Genomic DNA, 21,135 nt, shown 5'->3' on the forward strand with positions numbered 1-21,135 from the left:
TTAATTAATCACTAAAAAATCTTTCACCGGAGCAGGTTGCTGGCCGCCTCTCAAAATGCTGTTTCCATGGAATTTCTCCGTTTGATCCACCGCGTACCCCGATTCGAAATCTGTCACGTCGATCTGTCCGCTCTTGCCAAATGCATCGATCGCATTCTGGTAGGTAACGAGGCGGATTGTTTCATCCGAAATGCCGCGCATTTTCATCAATGCGGCTGTTTTCGGGATCGCCAACGGATCGGAAATACCCCAGTCGGCGGCGGAGTTGATCATAATGCGCTCGGGGCCGTATTGTTCCACCACTTTCACCATCCGCTCATTACCCATTTTGGTAAAAGGATAAATGGTAAACGCCGCCCAGAAGCCCTGGTCGAGCACGCTTTTCACGGTTTCTTCATTGTTATGGTCCACAATCACCCACGACGGGTCGATGCCGTGTTCCAATGCAATGGCCATACTGCGCTCCGTACCTTTCTTTTTATCGCGGTGCGGCGTGTGGATCTGCACGGGTAGTTTCGCTTCCTTGGCGAGTTCGAGTTGGAGGCGGTAGTATTTTTCTTCGGCGGGTGTCTGGTCATCAAAACCGATCTCACCGACGCCTACCACGCCTTCTTTGTAAATATATAATGGTAAAATCTCCATTACCTGTTCCGCCAGCGGCTCGTTGTTCGCCTCGCGGGAGTTCAGGCCCATGGTGCAGTAATGTTTTATTCCAAACTGGGAGGATCTAAATCTTTCCCATCCTACCAGACTGCTGTAATAATCCTTGAATGTTGATAAACCCGTGCGCGGCTGTCCTACCCAGAATGCAGGCTCGATGAGCGCTACAATACCGGCCTGGTTCATCGCCTGGTAGTCGTCCGTTGTGCGGGATACCATGTGGATATGCGGGTCGAAAAACCGCATTCCTTTGATAAGGTCCTTGTAATCGTTCCAGGCGATATCGCGGTGTGCGGGGGCCTGGTTGGCTTCTTCGCTATCTTCGAAATGCGAAGGGTTAGGGGGTATTTCTGTATGATTAGCGCACATAATATCAATGTTCGAGATCGGCCCACGTCAATGCGCCGGATTTTACTGATTTCTCCAGATCGGTGTATTTTGCCAAAAGGTAATTGGCCGCAGGCAGCGTCGCCTCGCCACAGGCCAATGCAGCAGCCTGGCGGTCATCCTCTTTCTCCGAATCAAACAAATGCTGCATATCGGCCAGCAATGCGTTGTTCAAGAACTTTCCGGTTAGGCGCCATACTTGCGCAGGCACGCTGCGCCCGGCTGCCCATCGCTCGTGCGCGAAGTCCGAAAGCGTCACTGCCAGCTTCTCGTTCGAGCGGTTTTCCAGGCCTTCTATAAAATGGATCGGCTTGTCGTTGAATATTGTTTTGAGCACAAGCTGGTTCCAGGCCAGTTCGCTGAAGTATTTCGCCGGGAACGGGTTGTGCAATGCAATCGCATCGAATACAAAACCCATATTGGAACGCACCGCGTCGGTAGCCCGGAAAAGCCATTGCTCGGGATATGAAAGCAGTGGCAATGCTGAATATAGTGCCACCAGCTCGTTCATCTCCGCCGTATCGAAAAGTGTTTCAATGCTCTTGGTATAACCTTCTTTATCCGACGGTTCGAGTTGCGTGAGCAGCCACACGCGGCTAAGCCTCACGAGCGACCAGCCGTCCACCGAAAATCCAGGTATTTCGAGGTTCAATGCGGCTTTTCCGGCGTCGGAGGTATGGATAATTTTTTTGGATAGAAACCTGGGGGCTGCTACGAAGGCCGTCATCAGGTCGATGGGCGTACCGACGCCCGGGGCGGCAGATCCCTTTTGCTGCAACCATCCGGCCTCTTCGGCGGAAGTATTCGAAGCGATGATCTCCCAGATCTTTTGTTTAATAATATCGGACATAACTGTTGTCGGTGATCCTGCTTGCCGGCTTGCACCGTGTAAATCTTTTGAGGACGTGGGTTATTGCTATAATGCCTGTTTTGCAGTATAAAGTTTCCTGCCGGCCATTTATAACGTTACAAAAGCGCTTTTTGGCTCATTTCGGGGCATGATTCATATCAGTTTTAATGAAAAACTAATGTCATTTGTAACTGATAGTTAAAAATCAAATTCCAGGATGTCCGGGTCGTTGAGCAGGTGGTGGGTGAGTTTTTCATGCTTTCTTTCGGACCCCTGCAACGTCCAGCTACCCGTAATATGGGTGCCGATACGACTCTGCTCGCCGCGCAGGATTTTCAGATCATATTCCTTGAACAGGTTCTCGTAGGTTTTCAGGGTCTTTCTCTGGTAGACGCACATCAGGCGGTAGTTCCGTATCTGGCTTTTCTGGCGGATGAGTTTCTGCACGGGCGACAAAATCACTAAAGTCATCCCCGAAATCACGAAACAGCAGATCGTCACCTCATAAAACCCGGCCCCGATGCCCATTCCTACCGCGGCCGTCACCCACACGATCGCCGCCGTCGTAATGCCGACCACCCGGTTATTTTCCCGGAAGATGATCCCTGCGCCGATAAAACCGATACCGGTCACGATATTCGCCGCGATACGCCCCGCATCCGAACTGATTTTAATGGAAAGGATCGTAAAAAGCGTAGAGCCCATCGCGATCAATATCAGGGTCCGCAGCCCAGCCGATTTGCTTCGGTACTCGCGCTCCGCGCCGATGATTCCGCCGAGGGTGAAGGAGATCAGTAGTTTGTAAATGTCTTCGGGAAGGAGTTCCATTCAATGTAATTTGTATTCATAATAAAGCCGGGCAGATCGTCGACCTCCCCGGCTTCGCATTGGTATTTTTATTTTATGCGGCAGTCGCTGTTCGAATTTCGACCCAGTCGATGATGCGTTCGGCTTCTCTGAAACCGATTTTTACGACTTCTACATTCCCTGAGCCATCGTAAGCCATAACGAGATGCAGCTGTTCATAAACCGTTTCAAAAGAGTCTAGTATTTTTCGGTCCTCTTTCGAAATGTTGATCCTGTACCAATCGACGTCTTTCCGGCCTTTCGTCTTTTTGCCGAAATAGTGATCCAACGCAAAAAGCACCCCGGAATAGGCAGTATGACCAGCCATTTTTACATATTTTGAATCCCGATAGTGCCCGTCAACTTTTGCACCCTTTTCACGCAAAATTTCTTTCGCATTGTTCAAATAGCGTTTAGCCTCGGTGATAGCTTCCTCTGCGGAAAGTTGTTGTTTTGCCATTAGTGTATGTGTAAAAAGTAAAAAATAGGTTATTTGTCAAATCTCTTTTATCAATGCTGTCAATTCATCATCCGAGATACTCTCTTTCTCCGATTTGTCATAAATCGAGAGCAGTACTACTTTTTCAGCAAGCATTACAACCAAAGTAATCACCCGCGCTCCGCCGCTTTTTCCTTTGTCCTTGCTTTTGATTGCCAACCTGACTTTAAAGCAGTTTTGCCCGAGCGAGGTACCTTGAGCCGGGTCGTGAGAGAGGCTGCGGATGAGCTAGCCGATATCGCTTTTCAGCGATGGATACTTCTTGGCCAGCCGCTTTAATTCTTTTGTAAATTGTTCCGAGGCTTCTATTTTAAAGCTCATTAAGAATATCCTCGATAGGACGAGTTTTTAGTGTGCCGTTTTTAAATGCAATTAGATCTTCCTTCAAATTAGCCAGAATTTGCTCTTTGGTGGGCTCTTCATCTTCTACGATCTCCTTCTTCAGTTCTGATACCAATTGCACCTGTTCCTGTCTTGAAAGTTGTCGGATCAGCCCAAGCAATTGCTCAAAAGACAACGCGACATTCAAATTCACTGACGTTTCCATTAGAAATCTGTTTAGGTCTTCAACAAATTTACAAAGAATCACTTAGCATTCATCCACTCCTCGATCTCCTCTGCCTCCAAGGGGATATGCGCCATCAAATCCACATTCCCATTCTCCGTAATGAGGATATCGTTCTCTAAACGAATGCCCAGGCCTTCTTCCCGAATGTAAATGCCCGGCTCGCAGGTGAAAACCATGCCGGCTTCGAAGCGGCGGTATTTGTTGCCTACATCGTGAATGTCGAGGCCCAGGAAATGGGAGGTGCCGTGCGGGAAGTATTTTTTGTAGGCAGGAAGGTCGGGGTCCTGCTTTTCGATGTCTTCTTTGGTGATCAGCCCGAGGCCGATCAGCTCGCTTTCCATAATGCGGCCGATTTCCTGGTGGTATTCATCCCAGATATTGCCGGGCACAAGCAAGCCTTTGGCAGCTTTAAAAACGCGCAGTACGGCATCGTATACATCGCGCTGGCGTTTGGTGAAGCGGCCGTTCACGGGAATGCTGCGTGTGAGGTCGGCGCCGTAGTTGGCATATTCGGCGGCGACGTCGAGCAGAAGGATGTCGCCGTCTTTGCAAACCTGGTCGTTTTGAATGTAATGCAATACGCAGGCATTCGCGCCAGATGCGATAATAGGCTGGTACGAAAAGCCTTTCGAGCGGTTGCGGACGAATTCGTGGAGCAGCTCGGCTTCTATTTGGAACTCGTGGACGCCGGGTTTGACGAATTTCAATACCCTTTCAAAACCCTGCTTGGTGATGTCGCAGGCCTTTTGGAGCAATGCGATTTCCTCCGGCTGCTTTACCGCACGCAGCTGGTGCATAAGGGGCGCGAGCCGCACGAGGTTGTGTAACGGGTAGCGGTTTTTGAAATCTTGAATGAATCTCGCGTCGCGCGACTGTACGTACGAGTCGTTGCGGGTGTGCTCGTTGGTATTCAGATACACATTTTCGGCTTCAAAAACGATGTTACCGAACACGGTTTCGTACTGGTGTGTCCAGTAAATGCTCTGTATGCCGGTGGCGGCGCGGGCTTGTTCCTTGGACAGTTTTTCTCCTTCCCAAACGGCGATGATTTCGTTGGTTTCGCGGAGGAATAGTACTTCGCGGAACTTCGGATCGGGGTGGTCGGGGAAGAGGAGCAGGATCGTTTCCTCTTGATCGACACCGGTGAGGTAGAATAGATCGCTGTTTTGTTTGAAACCCATTGTGCCGTCCGCATTGGTAGGCATAATGTCGTTGGCATTGAGAATGGCCAGTGATTTAGGTTTGAGTAAAGTCGTTAAACGGCGTCTGTTTTCAACAAATAGCTTTTGGTCGATGGGGGAATATCGCATGTCTGTATTTTTTCGGATCCGGTAATTTAATTTGTAAAATTACGTTTATCTTGTTCAAAAATTCTAAACATCTGCTGCTGCACGGAATGGTCTCAGCTCGTGCAAATGCAGTTTTGAAAGTATTATTATACCAAATTGATTAAGAATACCTAACTAATGCCGTTGATGAGAAGACTGCTTTTGCTTGCGTTTGTATTTGTGCCGTTGGTGTTGTCCGCAAGCCCGAAATATTGGATTTATCTGAAAAATAAAGACCTGGCTGCAAGCCCTGCGGTATCGGCGCTGACGCTGGAAAACCGGCAGAAACTAGGCCTGGTACTTTCTGATGAAACCGATTTACCGGTAAAAAAGGAATATGAAGCTGCGCTGCGGCAACAATCGGTCAATATCATCAACCGCTCCAAATGGCTTAACGCAGTATCAGCCAACCTCACGAGCGAGCAGGCGATGAAAGTAAGAGAGCTTGATTTCGTAGCCGACGTGGTCATGATCGATCCGGGTTTCTATGTAGCACGCACCCAGCCGATCGAAAAGGCGCAAATGGCGCCGGTGATGTCGCAGGTGCAGGCCAATGCATTTTTAAAGGAAAATATCACGGCTAAAGACGTGATGATCGGCGTGATTGATGCCGGTTTCTACGGCGCGGATTCTTCGCTTTCGCTTTCACAGGTTTTCTCGAACAAAAGAATATTAGGCATCCGGGACTATGTGAAACCTGGCCGCCCGGGCGATTTGCTGTTCAGCACCGCCGAATCATTCTCCGATATGCACGGTACCGAAGTGCTCGCGGCTATTTCGGGCATTGATTACCAGGATCAGGTGCAATATGGAATGGCTACCAATGCCAAATTCTATCTCGCACGCACGGATTACTCGATGCGCGAGTACCGCGGCGAAGAGGATAACTGGATCGCAGCCATGGAATGGATGGACAGCCTCGGCGTGCGCCTGATCAATACTTCATTGGGTTATGCCAAAGGATTCTCGGATCCGAAAGAGAATTATCAGCCGTCGCAAATGGACGGCAAAACCAGCGCTATCAGCAAAGCGGCGCAGATCGCTTCCGATAAAAAAGGCATTATGATTATCGTTTCCGCCGGTAACGAGGGCGACGATAAAAGCTGGGGGATCGTTTCGGCCCCTGCGGATGCGAAGGGAGTGCTTTCGGTGGGCGCTACCAATGGCAAGCTATGGAACCGCATTGGTTACAGCAGTGTCGGGCCGGAGTTTTTGTCCTACGTAAAGCCGAACGTATCGTGCTTTTCGTTGTACGGAACGTCGCTTTCCGCGCCTGTAATTACCGGTTTTGCGGCCTGTTTGTTGCAAGCTAATCCGCAGCTTTCGAACAAAGAACTGATCTCGCTGATCGAGAAATCATCGCATTTGTACCCTTACGGCAATAATTTCGTAGGCTACGGCGTACCGCAGGCCTCACGTGCGCTCGCACTCGCGAAGGCCCCTTATTTGCCTAATAACTCCAAGCTGATTACCGCCAAAGGACGTACCTGCGAGGTGGAGGTAACCAGCCTGGACCCGATGGTCGCTATTTACCGTAAGAAAAACGAAAAGGACGTGATCGCGCAGCAGGTGGCGAAGGTGCAAAACGGCAAAGTATCCCTCAAACGTCAGAGTAACGAGAAATTCACTACCATCGACCTTCGGGATTACGTGGTGGAAGTGGAGTGGAATTAACCCACAGCCATTCTACGGCGACCTGCGGAGCCTTGCTTCTTCGAGATCGAGTTCATGTTCTTTGGTCTTGATGAGCTCGTTGGAGCAAGTTCTCTCCTGTCTTAGTTTCAGGATTTCTTCTCTTTTTACTTCAATAATTTCGAGTAACATCTTGCGGTATTTCCGCACGTGGCTGACAGACGTGTCGTCGTCGGAATGCAGCAGCTTGTAGTCGGCCATTTCGATGATCTTCTCATAACGGTCCTTCAACAGCCTGAATGGTTCGAAATCCTGTATCTCGCCATCGTAATTGGATTTCATATAATCCAGGCTCACCGTTGCCAGACGCGAATTCATCATCGCATTCTCCTTTTCCAGGCTATCGTCATCATCTTCAATTTTAAGCCATTTGATCAGATAGGGCAGGCTCAGCCCCTGAAACACGAGTGTGAAAAGGATCACTACAAAAGTGATAAACAAGAACAGATCGCGGTGCGGAAATGCCTTGCCATCTATCAAAAGCGGAATAGCCAATGCGGATGCCAGTGAAACCACGCCGCGCATGCCGCTCCAGGCCACAATGAATACGGGCTGCCAACCGGGCCGGGCCTCTTTCTGGCGGATAGATTTGAATAAGATCCGTGGAATGTAGGTGCTGGGGAAAACCCAGATAATGCGGATCAGAATCGTGACAATGCTGATAATGACGGCATAGGTTACTACTTCGGTGATGGTGTACTCATGCAGCCCCTTTATCACTTCGGGCAATTGCAGTCCAATCAGGATAAATACAATACCGTTCAAAAGGAAAACCACGGTCTGCCAGACATAGTTGGTCTGCATTCTCGACTGATAGGTAAACAGCTCATGCGCGCGGAAGCTCAGGAAGAGTCCGCCGCTCACCACCGCCAGCACGCCCGAATAATGGAAATGCTCTGCCGTGATGTACATTAAATACGGTGAAATGAATGTAAGCGCGGTATCAATACTCGGAGTGGTCGGGAAAAAGCGGTGTACCACGTACAGCACGTGCGCGATGGCCAACCCGATGATAATGCCCATGATGGCGACCATCAGGAAATCCGCTCCCGCTTTCCAGAGGACGAAATTGCCCGTTTCGATGGTTGCGAGCGCTACGCGGAAAACAATCAGCGACGAAGCGTCGTTGACAAGACTTTCCCCTTCAAGGATCGTAACGACACGCTTGGGTACTTTCAATCCGTGCAAAACGGAAGTTGCCGCCACGGCGTCGGGTGGTGAGATAATGCCCCCGAGCACGAAGCCCATAGCCAATGTGAAACCGGGAATGAGCGCGTGGGTAATGTAAGCGACTGCCGTTGCCGTAAATACCACCAGACCGATCGACAGTAGCCCGATTGCGCGCCGGGATGCCCAGAAATCTTTCCAGGAGGTATTCCAGGCGGCTTCATAAAGTAAGGGCGGCAGAAAGATCAGAAAAACCCAGTCGGGTTCGAGCTGGATGTGAGGCATTCCGGGGACAACGCCGATCAACAAACCCGCGATAACGAGGAAAATCGGGTAGGAGATGCCGATTTTTTCGCTCAGCATCGTGAGCATCGAAACTACAAAAAGGAGGGATATGATAAGCAGTAAATTCTCAAGGACCATATTCAGGAAACGGAAGTTCGGAGATATAAAACTATATAAATTGTATTATTAACATGTAATAACTTTTGTGTGTGGTCGAGCACGCAAATGGAAATTTTGGTTTATATTAGCAGGAAATATTACGGTTTTGCATTAACTTTAATGCCTTTAAGATCCTGTATCACTGGCATTATCAACAGAAAATTCAATAAAAACAGTCATTCCATCACCTAATCCTTAATTGACAATGAGTACTTCTCGGAGAGATGTTTTGAAAATGGCGGGAGTTGCATTGGCAGGTAGCACCTTACCAACCTTTGCGATTCTGAACCCTAATCGCGCTTTTGCAGGCGTAAATGCCGATACCCTCAAAGTAGGTTTGATCGGTTGCGGCGGCCGCGGATCCGGTGCTGCCAACCAGGCTTTGAAAGCCGACCCGAACGTGGTGTTGTGGGCAATGGGCGACATTTTCAAAGACAAAATGGACGCGTCGCTTGAAAACCTGACCAAAGTGCACGGTCCAAAAGTGAAAGTGGATGAAGGTCGTAAGTTCATTGGTTTCGACGCTTTCAAAAAAGTGCTGGACTCAGGTGTGGATGTAGTGTTGCTCGCTACGCCTCCTCATTTCCGTCCCGAGCACCTCACTGCCGCTATCAATGCAGGCAAGCACGTGTTCTGCGAAAAACCTGTGGCGGTTGACGCTCCCGGTGTTCGCAAAGTGCTGGATGCAGCGAAATTGGCAAAACAAAAGAACGTGTCCCTGATGTCGGGCTTCTGCTGGCGTTACCATGAGCCGAAACGTGCGAGCTTCGCGCGGATCCTCGATGGCGCAGTGGGCGACATTACGGCTATCTATAACACTTATGATACCGGTACGCTGTGGTCGTTCCCACGCGTTTCGGGCTGGACAGACGCTGAATACGTACTGCGTAACTGGACTTACTATACCTGGCTCGCCGGTGACCACATCGTGGAGCAGGCCGTACACAGTATCGACATGATGGCGTGGGCAATGGGTGGCAAGCTGCCGGTTTCGGCGGTAGGTACAGGCGGCCGTCAGGTTCGTACCGATTCGTTGTTCGGTAACATCTTCGACCACTTCTCGGTGGTTTACGATTACGATAATGGTGTGAAAGGTTTCCACCACTCACGTCAGCAGGCCAACTGCGAAAACAGCTACCTCGTACAAACATTGGGAACCAAAGGAAGCGCGATGGTGAACTGTGCACGTAACGTACACGAAATTACCGGTGCTAATCCATGGAAATACGAAGGCGCACAAAACGATATGTACCAGACAGAGCATAACGAACTGTTTGCGTCTATCCGTAGCGGTAAGCTGATCAACGACGGTGAGTTCATGGCGCACAGCACATTGACCGCCATCATGGGTAGAATGGCTGCCTACACCGGCAAGCGCATTACCTGGAACGAGGCATTGAACTCTACCGAGAAGCTGGGCCCTGATACTTACAGCTTTGATATGAAACCACCGGTTGTAGAGGTGGCAAAACCAGGTATCACAGCATTCTCCTGATACCTTATGCAAAGAAGAGATTTCTTAAAAAACACCGCCATGGCAGCATCTGCCGTGGCGGTGGGCTCTTCGGTGCTGGCTGGCACCGAGGCAGTAGCTGCTGCGCCCTTGGCACGCCCGATGGTGAAGAAAAGCCTTAAATGGGGCATGGTGAAAGAGGATTTGTCGATCATGGACAAATTCAAACTCCTGAAAGACCTGGGCTACGACGGCGTCGAACTCGACTCGCCCGACAAGCTGGATATGAAGGAAGTGCTTGCCGCGCGCGACAAAACCGGCCTGGAACTGCCAGGAACTGTGAACTCGATGCACTGGAAGCTTCCATTGTCGGATCCCGATCCCAAGAAGCGTGAGGAATGCGTCAAATCCATTGAAAAAGCGTTGTACGACACCAAGCAATACGGCGGGACTACCGTTCTCGTGGTACCAGGCGTAGTGAATGCCAATGTGACCTACGCGGAAGCATACGAGCGCTCGCAGGCGGAAATCCGTAAGCTGCTGCCGGTATGTGAAAAAACAGGTGTCAAAATAGCGTTCGAGAACGTTTGGAACCAGTTTTTGCTGAGCCCGCTCGAAGCGGCCCGTTATGTCGATGAATTCAAACATCCGATGGTAGGCTGGTATTTTGATGTGGGTAACGTGCTCCGTTACAGCTGGCCGGTTTCGTGGATTGAAGCATTGAACAAGCGCATTCTTAAACTGGATTTGAAAGAATTCAGCTTTAAAAAGCAAAACGACCTTGGCCTCTGGAAGGGCTTCGACGTCGAATTCATGGAAGGCGATTGCAACTGGTCGGAAGTGAACAAGGCATTGCAAAAGATCGGTTACTCAGGCTGGGCTTCCGCGGAAGTTTCCGGCGGCGACCGCAAACGTTTATTGACTATCCGTGAGAAGATGGACCTCGTATTTAATGCGTAATTACACTTCCTAACAATTCCAAATAGGGCCCGGTTATCCGGGCTTTTTTTGTGCCGTATTGTAGTATAGAAATGTGGTTGAAAATTTTCAACTTGCGGTTATATCAACACACTATATCAATATGTATTACGAGTTCATATCCTCCCTGAGTGAAATACTGCCTGTTGAAGATCAAACAAGGATACTGTTTCAGCAAAGATTAAAAATCGTCAAAGTTCCGAAAGGTAAGGTGCTGCTATCGGACGGTGAAATATGCGATAAGCTCTGGTATGTGCAATCGGGGCTTGTACGAGGCTACCATTTCGCAGCCGACGGCCAGGGCAATTTCCGCGACGTCACCGACTGGTTTGCCAGCGAGGGCGATTTCTTCCACGCTGCGGATAGCTTTGTAAAACAGCTCCCTTCCCGTGAATGCATTGAGACGCTGGAATCTTCGATACTCATTTACATTAGCAGGACTGAACTATACGAGTTATATGGGAATCACCCCGAAGCCTGCTGCATTGGCCGCATCATCGCCGAGCGCCTGTTGCTGACACACCAGGAATTGCTCCGCGACATGCGTACGCTTTCCGCACCCGAGAAGCTCGAATCGTTCCGCGCACGTTCCCGCGAACTCTTCAACCGCGTGCCCCAGAAGTACATCGCCTCCTACCTCGGTATCTCCGAAAACTACGTCAGCAAGCTCAAATCAAGGCCCTGAATTTTCTTCCTTTTTGTAGGTCCGATCCTTCCTTTTCCCAGAATGGGTGTCGTTTGTTCTCATTTTATTTGTACAAAAAATATAAATAATATGAAGAACACATGCTACTTAGTTTTGATGGCACTTTTGGGGCTAGTTGGTTCAATGCAAATCGCTCATTGTCAGGAGCAAAAGAAGCCTCCGGAAGGGATTCGTAATAATCATGCTAGCACGGATTATAGGTGGGATGTAAGTTTGGATGTATTTCGCATGATAGCGGCCAGCCAGGCTCACGTGACTCTTAGGTATGCGCCTAAAAAGGGGAGAGGAGCGTTCCGCGCGACCATTAATACACTAAGCTGGTTTGCAGACAAAGGCGCTTCAAAAATGAGTTCCGATTCGGGTTATTCAGAGACTTTTGACAGTCGCAGTGAAATGCAGAGTTTTTCAACCTCATTCGGCATCGGATATGAATGGAGGCGAAATCTTCGGGTAGGGCAATTCTTTCATGGAATCGATACCGAGATCGACTGGTTCAACAACTATAAAAATACTACTGGAATTCTTCCTTCGTCCAGTCTGGCAGTGGCTGTTGCTCCGTTTTGTGGCTATAAGTATCAAATCTCCAAGCGCTTGTCGGCCTCGGTAGAAAGCAACCTTTACATCAATCATCGCTGGTCCAAGGGCAAAAGTTTGGATGGAGAAGTCACATCAAAGAGCCATCGTTTCGGATTCGCACTGAGTCCGATTAGTAAGCTAAATTTTACTTTTCACTTTTAAATACAGCACTATGAAAACTATTAAACTAGGTCTTTGTATCGCATTTGTAATTTGTCAGATAGGATTATCAATAACGGCAAAAGGGCAATCGGTAGCTATCAATTGCGGGCTTCCAAATAACACGTGTTCATATGCGCTGCCGAATAATACGGAACACACCTATTCTGTCGCAATGAGCTTGTTTGCAAAATGTAATAATGGTAAAGACTGCAAGTACAAATGGGAAGTAACGAATGGCCTTATTGTCGGAATTCCTGCTGCAAGTCCATCTATACTTGAAGCTAATGCAAAGGATCAAATCAAGGTTGTCTGGAACAATACCAATGGAAATGGTACGATCAAAGTTACATCAGGTCAACCCAGCGCTGGTGATCAGGGATGTTCGGAATGCCCAGTGGGCCTAACGCAAACCAAAACTATCCCCATCCGTTACCTCGGCACGCCCGGCAACATCAAAATCAACGGCGCCGCGCAGAGCGGAAGTTACCAAATCAATTGCGGCACGGCGCCGATCAACGTCTCGGTAGATCCGGTAGCGAACGCAACCAATTACGTTTGGACTTACCCGGCTGGCTGGACGCTTTCGGGAAGCGGAAATATCGTTATGCTTACGCCGAATGCCGGTGCTGGTGGTGTTATCAAAGTCACAACTTCGAGAAATGATGTGCCTGGATTGACAACGTCTTCTCAGCTGACGATTACAAGACCGGTTCCTACAAAACCGGTTATTAATTCACCTGATATTCTACTTTGTAATCCCAAAACGATTACCGCAACAGCGAGCAACGCCACAAGTTACAATTGGGTTGCTACCGGCGGCATTACCGCAAACTCGCCCGGAAATACCAACTCTGCGCAAATTACCGGTGTTTCTGATGGAACAGTGAAGGTTTCGGCTACGTCGTCCGTGTGCGGGGTAACATCGGCATTTAGCACTCCCATCAACGTCAAACGAAGCGCTCCGCAGCCCGCTTCATTACTCGTAACTGCCAACGGCGGCGGTTCGCCCGACTTTATGTGCAACGGTGCGGGCGTTATGCTCAATGCGTATACCGCCGAGCCTGGGACGCAGTTCGGGATATGGACGTCCAGTGATCCCGGGAATACGATCCTCAATTCCAATGGTGGTACCGCTTATTTCAATTCCTACGTCAACAACTGCTATGGCATAGACATTACCGTTAGCAACTGTTTTGGCTCGGTGCAGAAAGGAATCACCATTTGTGTCGACAATTGTGCAAAGGGAACTCCGATCTACAAAGTGTTTCCCAATCCGGCAAAAGACCAGGTGAAAATTCAATTTGATGATGGGCAAGCGATTGAACGATTACCTCAGACTGTAACATTACTCAGCGAAGTTGGCGGCAAGGAGGTAAGAGCAATCGACGCAACAGCACAATACGCAACAGCTGCTTTTGAACAGGAACGAACTATTACATTGCCAGTGAGCGATTTGCCGAGAGGAACTTATTACTTAATGCTCGTCAACCGGGATGGCACTTCCGAAAATGTGCGTCTCATTCTGGAATAAATCTATTGCTCAAAGTATGCTTTAATTCCCAATGTTCCTCATTTACTCACCTTATACCGAGCCCGTCCATAATACTTCAAAGTCGAAATCTTCAACTGCTTCTCCTTCAAAGCAATCAGCTTGTAGTCCTTAAACTCGCCCTGCTTGTCAAGAAACCCGACAATGCACGAATTTTCATCCGGGCCTTTCCGGACTTCTACTTTGGGCATAATGCCGAAATTAGGGATCGTCAGTGTGTCTTCCGCTTCCTGCACCATGTATTCGATCTTCATCAGGAACTTGAACGTCTGCGGGGTTTCGTAAACGTCCACGGCAAAACGCCAGTCGTTGAGATCATCTTTAACCTTTTCGCTGTAACTCGCGATGGGGCTTTTCTCCACTTTTTCGCGCGTCAGCGGGATGGTGTCGTTGATGGCCTTGGTCGGTTCGTCACTGTTTGTAGCGGTGGTTTCGCTGTTGTTTTTAGGTTTGTTGCAGCACAATAGTGCCAAAAGGAGTAAAAAGCTGTAATGCTTCATGGAAAATCGTTGAGGTTTGTTGATAGGTCTACCTGTTTGCAATATACCTTTGTTATTTGCATTAAAAGAAATATTTTACTCAATGCATTATAAACAAATCATTAATAATCCTGCCCCCTGCACCCCCTGAACCTGATATGGCTTTAAATTACATTTTCGTAGCTTTTTTCGTCATCGCCTTTCTGATAGCGTTCCTGCAATTCATTTTGACAGGTGATGTGCAAACTTTTAAAGCCATTACAGAAGGAATGCTCAAAATGGCCGAAACGGCCGTGATGGATATCGCATTACCGCTCACGGGCGTAATGACATTCTTTTTAGGCATTCTTAATGTGGGAGAAAAGGCGGGCATTATCCATGTCATCGCCCGGTTCATCGGGCCGTTTTTCAACAAGCTTTTCCCGGAAGTTCCCAAAGACCACCCGGCTAATGGCCAGATGATCATGAATTTCTCCGCGAATTTTCTCGGGCTCGATAATGCGGCCACGCCATTCGGTTTAAAGGCAATGCAAAGCTTGCAAGAGCTCAATCCCAGCAAGGACACCGCCTCGAATGCGCAGATTATGTTCCTGGTACTCCACACTTCCGGCTTGCAGATCATCCCGTTATCGATCATCGCGCAACGGGCTATTCTGGGTGCCGAAAGTCCTTCCGATGTGTTCATCCCCTGCGTGGTGGGCACGTATATAACTACGGTAGTGAGTATGATCATTACCGCAACGTGGCAAAAGATCAATCTCTTTAACCGGACAATCATGCTCGGCCTCGGTAGCGTGACAGCCATGATTGGCTTGATATTGTGGTATTTGTCGGGCTTACCCAAGGAGCAAATCGAAACAATCTCGATCCTGGTAGGGAATTCGGTGCTGCTTTTCGTAGTAGCGGCATTTCTCGGGTGGGGGATGTTCAAGAAGGTCAATGTTTTCGAAGCATTTATCGAGGGGGCAAAAGGCGGATTCACTACGTCGGTTACGGTTATCCCCTATTTGGTGGGGCTGCTTGTCGCCATCAGCGCATTTCGCAGCTGCGGGGCGATGGACTACGTGATCGACGGTTTGAAATGGGTGTTTGCCTCAACAGGCATGAATACCGACTTTACCGACGCTTTACCGGTAGCGCTCATGAAGCCTCTCAGCGGCAGCGGCGCGCGTGCATTGATGATCGATGCGATGAAGGAATTCGGCCCCGATTCCTTTGTCGGAAGGCTGGTATGTATTTTCCAGGGATCGGCCGATACTACCCTGTATATTGTTGCGCTTTACTTCGGCTCCGTCGGGATCAAAAATACGAGATACGCTATTGTGGCAGGCCTTATTGCCGATTTAATAGGCGTCATCGCCGGAATTTGGCTCGGTTACCTGTTTTTCCATTGATCCCGAGGTATGCGGGATAAATCGCCCTTTACCACGGAAATGCAACCGTCCGTACCAAATGGATGGTTGCATTTTCAGGTAAGCACTAATATTGATCATCTAACTCTAAACCGCTTATGTTTCATTCTTTACGCTATTCCGCACTGGTTTTGGCATTGTTTGGTGGAATGACAGTGTCGCAGGCGCAGCAAAATGTGAGTCAGCCGGCCAATACCTATTCGCTGGAAGATTGCATCCGGATTGCCCTGGAAACCAACCCGCAAGTCAAGCAATCGGAAATTACGGTGCAAACCAATGGCAACACCTACGAGCAGTCGAAATGGCAGCGGTGGCCAAGCATCAGTTTCAGCGCGAGCCAGGGTTTCCGTTCAGGACGTAACATCGATCCGTTTACCAACCAGTTCGTGCAGCAGAATGTGAGCTCCAATAACTACCAGCTCGGCGGTCAGGTGACACTTTTCAGCGGTTTTCAAATCAGTAATAACATCAAATTCAATAATGCCAACTACCAGGCAAGCGCCAAAGACCTGGAAGCAACCCGCAATGATATTATGCTCAATGTTGCATTATCCTATTTGCAGGTAGTGACCAACGAGGAGCTCATCATGGTAGCGCAGCGGCAGGTTGATGCATCCCAATTGCAGGTAGAACGCACCGCCAAGCTGGTGGAAGCAGGTACGCTCGCGGAAAGCAATCTCCTTGACCTTAAATCGCAGCTGGCCAACGATGAACTTTCACTCGTAAATGCGCAGAATAACTTGGAAAGTGCGAAGCTGAATTTGAAGCAATATATGAATATGCCTGGCAGCGAGGTGATCAACGTCGTGAAGATACCGGTCAAAGATCCGACAATGCAGGCATACGACGCGTCCATTCAGGAGATTTATGAAACCGCATTGAACAATCTTCCGCAAATGAAGGCTGCCAATATGCGGATTGAAGCGTCAAAAATTAACATCGATCTGGCAAGAGGTGCGGGAATGCCTACACTGACATTGAATGGCGGTGTTTATACTGCCTATTCCAGCGCGGCGCCCAAGCAGCGATTTGTGGGGGACGGATCGGGAAATACGACTATCGATGTTCCTTCGACGACCGACTATGTGATGATCGACAACAAACAGGTACCGATCATCCAGCGTGTCACCGCACCGAATGGTTCTATTCAGAACTTCCGCTATTTCAATCAGCTCGACTTTAACCGAAACTCGGCGATCAACCTGAATCTCTCGATCCCGATCTTCAATAATTTCAGAACGAAATACAACGTGGCTAATGCCAAGTTGCAGCAAAAGACCTACGAATATCAGGCGCAGCAGGTGCAATTGACGATTCGCAAGAATGTGGAGCAGGCCTATATCGATATGACGAATGCAGCCAAGCGTTACTCCGCCACCGCCAACCAGGTCCGTGCATTGCAGGAGACTTTCCGCGTGGCGCAGGTCCGTTTCGACGTAGGGGCTATCAACTCGGTGGAGTACAACATCGCCAAAGCCAATCTTGACAGAGCGAATGGTAACCTCGTCCAGACCAAGTATGACTACGTTTTCAGGACTAAAATCCTGGATTTCTATATGAACCGCCCGCTCTCTGATTTCTAGAATTCCCGTACTATCAGCAACTATTTTTAAAAAATTGTAATCAAAAAAATATGGCACGTAAATCTTCGAAACAGATCTGGTGGATAACGGGAGGTGTCGTGGTGCTGCTCATCGGTGGTTTGTTTGGGGCCAAACAGGCCGGCTACATCGGTAAGCCCAAAACCACCCAGGTAGAATACGCGACCGTCAAAAAATCGGATATCATCGAACGGGTAAGTGCATCGGGAAAAGTGCAGCCGGAGGTGGAAGTAAAGCTCAGCCCGGACGTTTCTGGTGAGATCATCGCATTGAATGTAGCGGAAGGTGATTCGGTCGTGAAAGGGCAGTTGCTTTTGAAAATCCGTCCGGATAACTACGAATCATTGATGGCCCGGGCGCAGGCAGCGGTCAATTCAAGTAAAGCCAACTATGAGCAAACCAAGGCATTGGTAGCACAGGCGGAGGCTAGGCTTGTTCAGGCAAAGGCCAATTATGAGCGGAATAAGAAGCTTTTCGCTGATAAAGTGATTTCTTCCGCGGATTTCGAAGGATTTGCATCCAGTTATGGCGTGGCCCAGCAGGACGTGGAATCATCGAAAGCGAATGTAGCAGCAGCGCTTTTCAATATCAAGAGTGCGGAAGCCAGCATGCGCGATGCGGCAGAAAACCTGCGTAAAACGAGCATTTTCGCGCCGGTAAGCGGCATTGTGTCGCTGCTGAATGTGGAGGCTGGGGAACGCGTGGTGGGTACTTCGCAAATGGCCGGTACCGAAATGATGCGCATTGCCAACCTCGCGGATATGGAAGTTCGTGTGAATGTGAATGAAAACGATATCGTACGGGTGTCGATCGGGGATACTGCTGAGATCGACGTAGATGCTTACAGCTCGTCGGGCCGCAAGTTCAAAGGGGTGGTGAAGGAAATTGCGAATACTGCCGCAGGCCTTGCGTCGCTCACCTCATCGTCCAGTTCCGCAGCCAGCACATCGGCGGATGCAGTTACCGAGTTTCAGGTTAAGGTGAAAATACTGAATGAGTCTTTCAAAGACCTGATGACCGCCCGCTCGAAAAAATCTTATCCTTTCAAACCGGGTATGACGGCATCGGTAGAGATCATAACAGAGCGTAAAAATGGTGTGGTTTCGGTGCCTATCGCGGCGGTTACCACGCGGGGAGGTACTCCTCAGGTGATCCCGGGCTCAGGCGACGGATCGAATAATAATGCACAGCCGGCCGAGGAAGACGAGAAGAAGCCGAAGAAGCAGGAAGTGATTAAGGAAGTCGTGTTTATCGACGTGAACGGCAAGGCGGAAATGAAGGAAGTGAAGACGGGTATCAGTGATTTTGAGAATATCGAAATCCTTTCGGGCCTGAAACCGGGCGACAAGATTATCTCCGGACCATACATTGCTGTGTCCAAAAACCTCAATAACGGTGACCTGGTTGAAAAAAAGAAGGAAGATCCGAAAAAAGATGGGAAAAAATCAAATGAAAACCCGAACTGATGCGTTGTAAAAAAGTAATAAGTTCGATTTAGTTTAGGTTAAAAAGGAAAATCCTTGCGGCTTTGCTGCAAGGATTTTTTATTTTCAGCTATTTTGGCCCCATATTTCAGCCAAATTGTGACAATCCAGCCGGATGAGTTTTTTAAATCATACTAAAATTGCCGTGATAGGCGGAGGAAGCTGGGCGACCGCGCTCATCAAAATTCTCTGCGAACAACATCACGTTCAGATCCGCTGGTGGCTCCGGAACCAGAAGGACATCGACCATATCCGGAAGTTTAATCACAATCCGAGCTACCTCAGCGATGTAGTGCTTTCGCCTAAAAAAGTGAAGGTTTTCGAGAAGACAACCGACGCGGTGAAGGGAGCGGATTATATCATTCTCGCAGTTCCGGCCGCATTCATCCAGGAGTCTTTACAGCATTTATCGGCGAAGCACTTGCAGGGCAAGCGCATTGTGTCGGCCATTAAGGGAATGGTACCAGGCCAGAATGCCCTCGTTACCGATTGGGCAGCCGATGCTTTTGGTATTGAAATGAAAGATACCTGCGTCATTGCGGGCCCGTGCCATGCAGAGGAAGTGGCCCTGGAAAAGCAATCCTACCTGACCATTGCCTCGACAGAATGTCCGGCGGCGGAAGATTTCGCCGCACTAATGACCTGCCGTTACGTCACAGCCAATGCGTTGGACGACCTGTACGGAGTTGAGTATGCCGCTGTGATGAAAAACATCGTCGCGCTGGCGTGCGGGATCACGCACGGCCTCGGGTATGGCGATAATTTCCAGGCCGTACTGGTGTCAAATGCAATGCAGGAAATCGGTAGCCTGGTTACGGCCCTCGACCCGCGCGAACGTAACCTGAGTTCTTCCGCATATCTTGGCGATTTGCTGGTGACAGCCTATTCGCAGTTTAGCCGCAACCGGTTGTTCGGCAATATGATCGGGCGGGGATATAGCGTGAAGGCCGCGCAGCTTGAAATGAAGATGATCGCGGAAGGTTATTATGCCACCAGGAGTATCCAGGAGCTCAACAAGACTTATCACGTTAATTTACCCATCACCAATGCGGTTTACAGCATTCTTTACGAAGAGCAGGCCCCGGCCGCGGTCATGAACGAATTGAAGAAGTTGCTTAAATAATAGCCTCTTTTCCATTTGCATGGGTATTCAGCAAAACGTTTAACCTATCATTTAATCCATGCTACAATACAAAACGCAATCCAAGTGGCTGGCGGCTACTTTGCTGCTGGGCTCCATTGTGATGACATCCTGCGGTTCGAAAAAGACGGAAACGGCAGAGGACAAGAAACTGGACTCGCTCACGAATGACAAAGAATTCGTATTCGGCGATCAGCGCCCTTTCCCGCAATGTCACGCTTCCACGCTCGTGCGGCTCGATGACGGGCAGTTTCTGGTAGCATGGTTCGGCGGTACGGAGGAGAAGAACCCGGACGTGGGTATCTGGCTTTCGAAAGGTCGCCCCGGCCAATGGAGCGAGCCGATTGAGGTGGCCAAAATCCGCGAAGATGCGCATTGGAACCCGGTTTTGCAGAAAACTGCCGACGGGAAAGTGATTTTGTATTTCAAAGTAGGGAAGGAGATTGCCCAATGGGAAACCTGGGTGAAAACTTCCTCGGATAATGGCGCCACGTGGTCGGAACCGTACGAACTCGTGAAAGGCGACAAAGGCGGACGTGGTCCGGTGAAGGACAAACTGATCGAACTTTCGAATGGCGATTGGCTCGCTGGTGCTTCGAATGAAGTGAACCGCTGGGAAGTTTTTGTTGACCGGAGCACGGATAAAGGCAAGACCTGGACAGCCAGCCCGTATTTCAAGATCGATACGATGGAAATCAAAGGCAAAGGCGCGATCCAGCCTACATTGTGGGAATCCAAGCCCGGTGAGGTGCATATGCTCGTGCGCACAACCGGCGGCGTGATCGGACGCAGCGATTCGAAGGACAATGGTAAAACGTGGTCGACCATCAAAAAGACCTCATTACCTAACCCGAACAGCGGTATTGACCTCGCCAAGCTGACGGACGGCACCCTTGTACTCGCCTACAACCCCGACGATCATAACTGGGGCTCCCGCTCGCCGCTTTCACTGATCCTGTCCTATGACGACGGCCAGAACTGGACCGACAAGGTCGATATTGCTACCGGAAAAAGAGAAGATGAATATTCCTACCCCGCTGTGATCAGCTGGGGCGATTCGGTGGCGGTTACCTACACTTATAACCGCCGTAAAATCGCATTCTGGACAGGCAGCAAGAAGGATATAGTCGACCTGGCCGCAAAGAAAAAGTAG

At 49.4% G+C, this 21,135-nt stretch carries 20 protein-coding genes; 11 read left to right on the forward strand and 9 right to left on the reverse strand.

Features of this window, described 5'->3' with window-relative positions; all coding sequences use genetic code 11:
- The 7 genes from CLV60_RS19475 to CLV60_RS19505 form a co-directional block, all read right to left on the reverse strand.
- Positions 1–1,029, reverse strand: coding sequence for a TatD family hydrolase (locus tag CLV60_RS19475; RefSeq protein WP_106597039.1), 1,029 nt, complete (start codon positions 1,027–1,029; stop codon positions 1–3).
- 4 nt (positions 1,030–1,033) lie between these two features.
- A complete protein-coding gene (locus CLV60_RS19480; RefSeq protein ID WP_106597040.1) occupies positions 1,034–1,897 on the reverse strand; it encodes an EboA domain-containing protein in 864 nt (287 codons plus the stop codon).
- Between the two features lie 198 nt (positions 1,898–2,095).
- Positions 2,096–2,725 (reverse strand): MgtC/SapB family protein, encoded by a 630-nt coding sequence (locus tag CLV60_RS19485; protein ID WP_106597041.1) that lies wholly within the window; start codon positions 2,723–2,725, stop codon positions 2,096–2,098.
- Positions 2,726–2,798: 73 nt separating this feature from the next.
- Positions 2,799–3,203, reverse strand: coding sequence for a DUF5618 family protein (locus CLV60_RS19490; RefSeq protein WP_106597042.1), 405 nt, complete (start codon positions 3,201–3,203; stop codon positions 2,799–2,801).
- A gap of 36 nt (positions 3,204–3,239) precedes the next feature.
- Positions 3,240–3,467: a type II toxin-antitoxin system RelE/ParE family toxin gene (locus CLV60_RS19495; protein ID WP_310589366.1), complete on the reverse strand. Its 228-nt coding sequence runs from the start codon at positions 3,465–3,467 to the stop codon at positions 3,240–3,242.
- Between the two features lie 85 nt (positions 3,468–3,552).
- A complete protein-coding gene (locus CLV60_RS19500) occupies positions 3,553–3,789 on the reverse strand; it encodes a hypothetical protein (RefSeq protein WP_106597043.1) in 237 nt (78 codons plus the stop codon).
- 38 nt (positions 3,790–3,827) lie between these two features.
- The gene (locus CLV60_RS19505; protein ID WP_106597044.1) at positions 3,828–5,120 is read right to left on the reverse strand and encodes an aminopeptidase P family protein; all 1,293 of its coding nucleotides are present in this window, start codon (positions 5,118–5,120) and stop codon (positions 3,828–3,830) included.
- A 165-nt stretch (positions 5,121–5,285) separates the two neighbouring features.
- On the opposite strand from CLV60_RS19505, the gene CLV60_RS19510 reads away from it, so the two are divergent.
- Entirely contained in the window at positions 5,286–6,812 is a 1,527-nt protein-coding gene (locus CLV60_RS19510; protein WP_106597192.1) for a S8 family serine peptidase, read from the forward strand.
- Between the two features lie 12 nt (positions 6,813–6,824).
- On the opposite strand, the gene CLV60_RS19515 is transcribed toward CLV60_RS19510, so the two are convergent.
- Positions 6,825–8,420, reverse strand: a complete 1,596-nt coding sequence (locus CLV60_RS19515; protein WP_106597045.1) for a Na+/H+ antiporter — start codon at positions 8,418–8,420, stop codon at positions 6,825–6,827.
- A 256-nt stretch (positions 8,421–8,676) separates the two neighbouring features.
- Between CLV60_RS19515 and CLV60_RS19520 the strand changes: the two genes are divergently transcribed.
- From CLV60_RS19520 to CLV60_RS34735, 5 genes are all read left to right on the forward strand, one after another.
- A complete protein-coding gene (locus CLV60_RS19520) occupies positions 8,677–9,936 on the forward strand; it encodes a Gfo/Idh/MocA family protein (protein ID WP_106597046.1) in 1,260 nt (419 codons plus the stop codon).
- A 39-nt stretch (positions 9,937–9,975) separates the two neighbouring features.
- Complete coding sequence (locus tag CLV60_RS19525; protein ID WP_229211050.1) at positions 9,976–10,854, forward strand: sugar phosphate isomerase/epimerase family protein; 879 nt, start codon at positions 9,976–9,978, stop codon at positions 10,852–10,854.
- A 121-nt stretch (positions 10,855–10,975) separates the two neighbouring features.
- Entirely contained in the window at positions 10,976–11,557 is a 582-nt protein-coding gene (locus tag CLV60_RS19530) for a Crp/Fnr family transcriptional regulator (protein WP_106597048.1), read from the forward strand.
- A gap of 90 nt (positions 11,558–11,647) precedes the next feature.
- A complete protein-coding gene (locus CLV60_RS19535; protein ID WP_106597049.1) occupies positions 11,648–12,316 on the forward strand; it encodes a hypothetical protein in 669 nt (222 codons plus the stop codon).
- A gap of 172 nt (positions 12,317–12,488) precedes the next feature.
- Positions 12,489–13,847, forward strand: a complete 1,359-nt coding sequence (locus CLV60_RS34735; RefSeq protein WP_229211051.1) for a PKD-like domain-containing protein — start codon at positions 12,489–12,491, stop codon at positions 13,845–13,847.
- A 38-nt stretch (positions 13,848–13,885) separates the two neighbouring features.
- Here CLV60_RS34735 and CLV60_RS19545 read toward each other — a convergent pair whose 3' ends face one another.
- Positions 13,886–14,365: a hypothetical protein gene (locus CLV60_RS19545; protein WP_106597050.1), complete on the reverse strand. Its 480-nt coding sequence runs from the start codon at positions 14,363–14,365 to the stop codon at positions 13,886–13,888.
- A gap of 137 nt (positions 14,366–14,502) precedes the next feature.
- Between CLV60_RS19545 and CLV60_RS19550 the strand changes: the two genes are divergently transcribed.
- The 5 genes from CLV60_RS19550 (at position 14,503) to CLV60_RS19570 (ending at position 21,135) form a co-directional block, all read left to right on the forward strand.
- Positions 14,503–15,738, forward strand: a complete 1,236-nt coding sequence (locus CLV60_RS19550) for a spore maturation protein (protein ID WP_106597051.1) — start codon at positions 14,503–14,505, stop codon at positions 15,736–15,738.
- Positions 15,739–15,854: 116 nt separating this feature from the next.
- Positions 15,855–17,339 (forward strand): TolC family protein, encoded by a 1,485-nt coding sequence (locus tag CLV60_RS19555; RefSeq protein ID WP_106597052.1) that lies wholly within the window; start codon positions 15,855–15,857, stop codon positions 17,337–17,339.
- A gap of 50 nt (positions 17,340–17,389) precedes the next feature.
- Positions 17,390–18,823, forward strand: a complete 1,434-nt coding sequence (locus CLV60_RS19560) for an efflux RND transporter periplasmic adaptor subunit (RefSeq protein WP_106597053.1) — start codon at positions 17,390–17,392, stop codon at positions 18,821–18,823.
- 133 nt (positions 18,824–18,956) lie between these two features.
- Positions 18,957–19,964 carry an NAD(P)H-dependent glycerol-3-phosphate dehydrogenase gene (locus CLV60_RS19565; RefSeq protein WP_106597054.1) on the forward strand — a complete coding sequence of 336 codons (1,008 nt, stop codon included), beginning with the start codon at positions 18,957–18,959 and terminating at the stop codon, positions 19,962–19,964.
- 58 nt (positions 19,965–20,022) lie between these two features.
- Positions 20,023–21,135 carry a sialidase family protein gene (locus tag CLV60_RS19570; protein WP_229211052.1) on the forward strand — a complete coding sequence of 371 codons (1,113 nt, stop codon included), beginning with the start codon at positions 20,023–20,025 and terminating at the stop codon, positions 21,133–21,135.

It is taken from the genome of Dyadobacter jiangsuensis, from assembly GCF_003014695.1.
GTDB lineage: Bacteria > Bacteroidota > Bacteroidia > Cytophagales > Spirosomataceae > Dyadobacter > Dyadobacter jiangsuensis.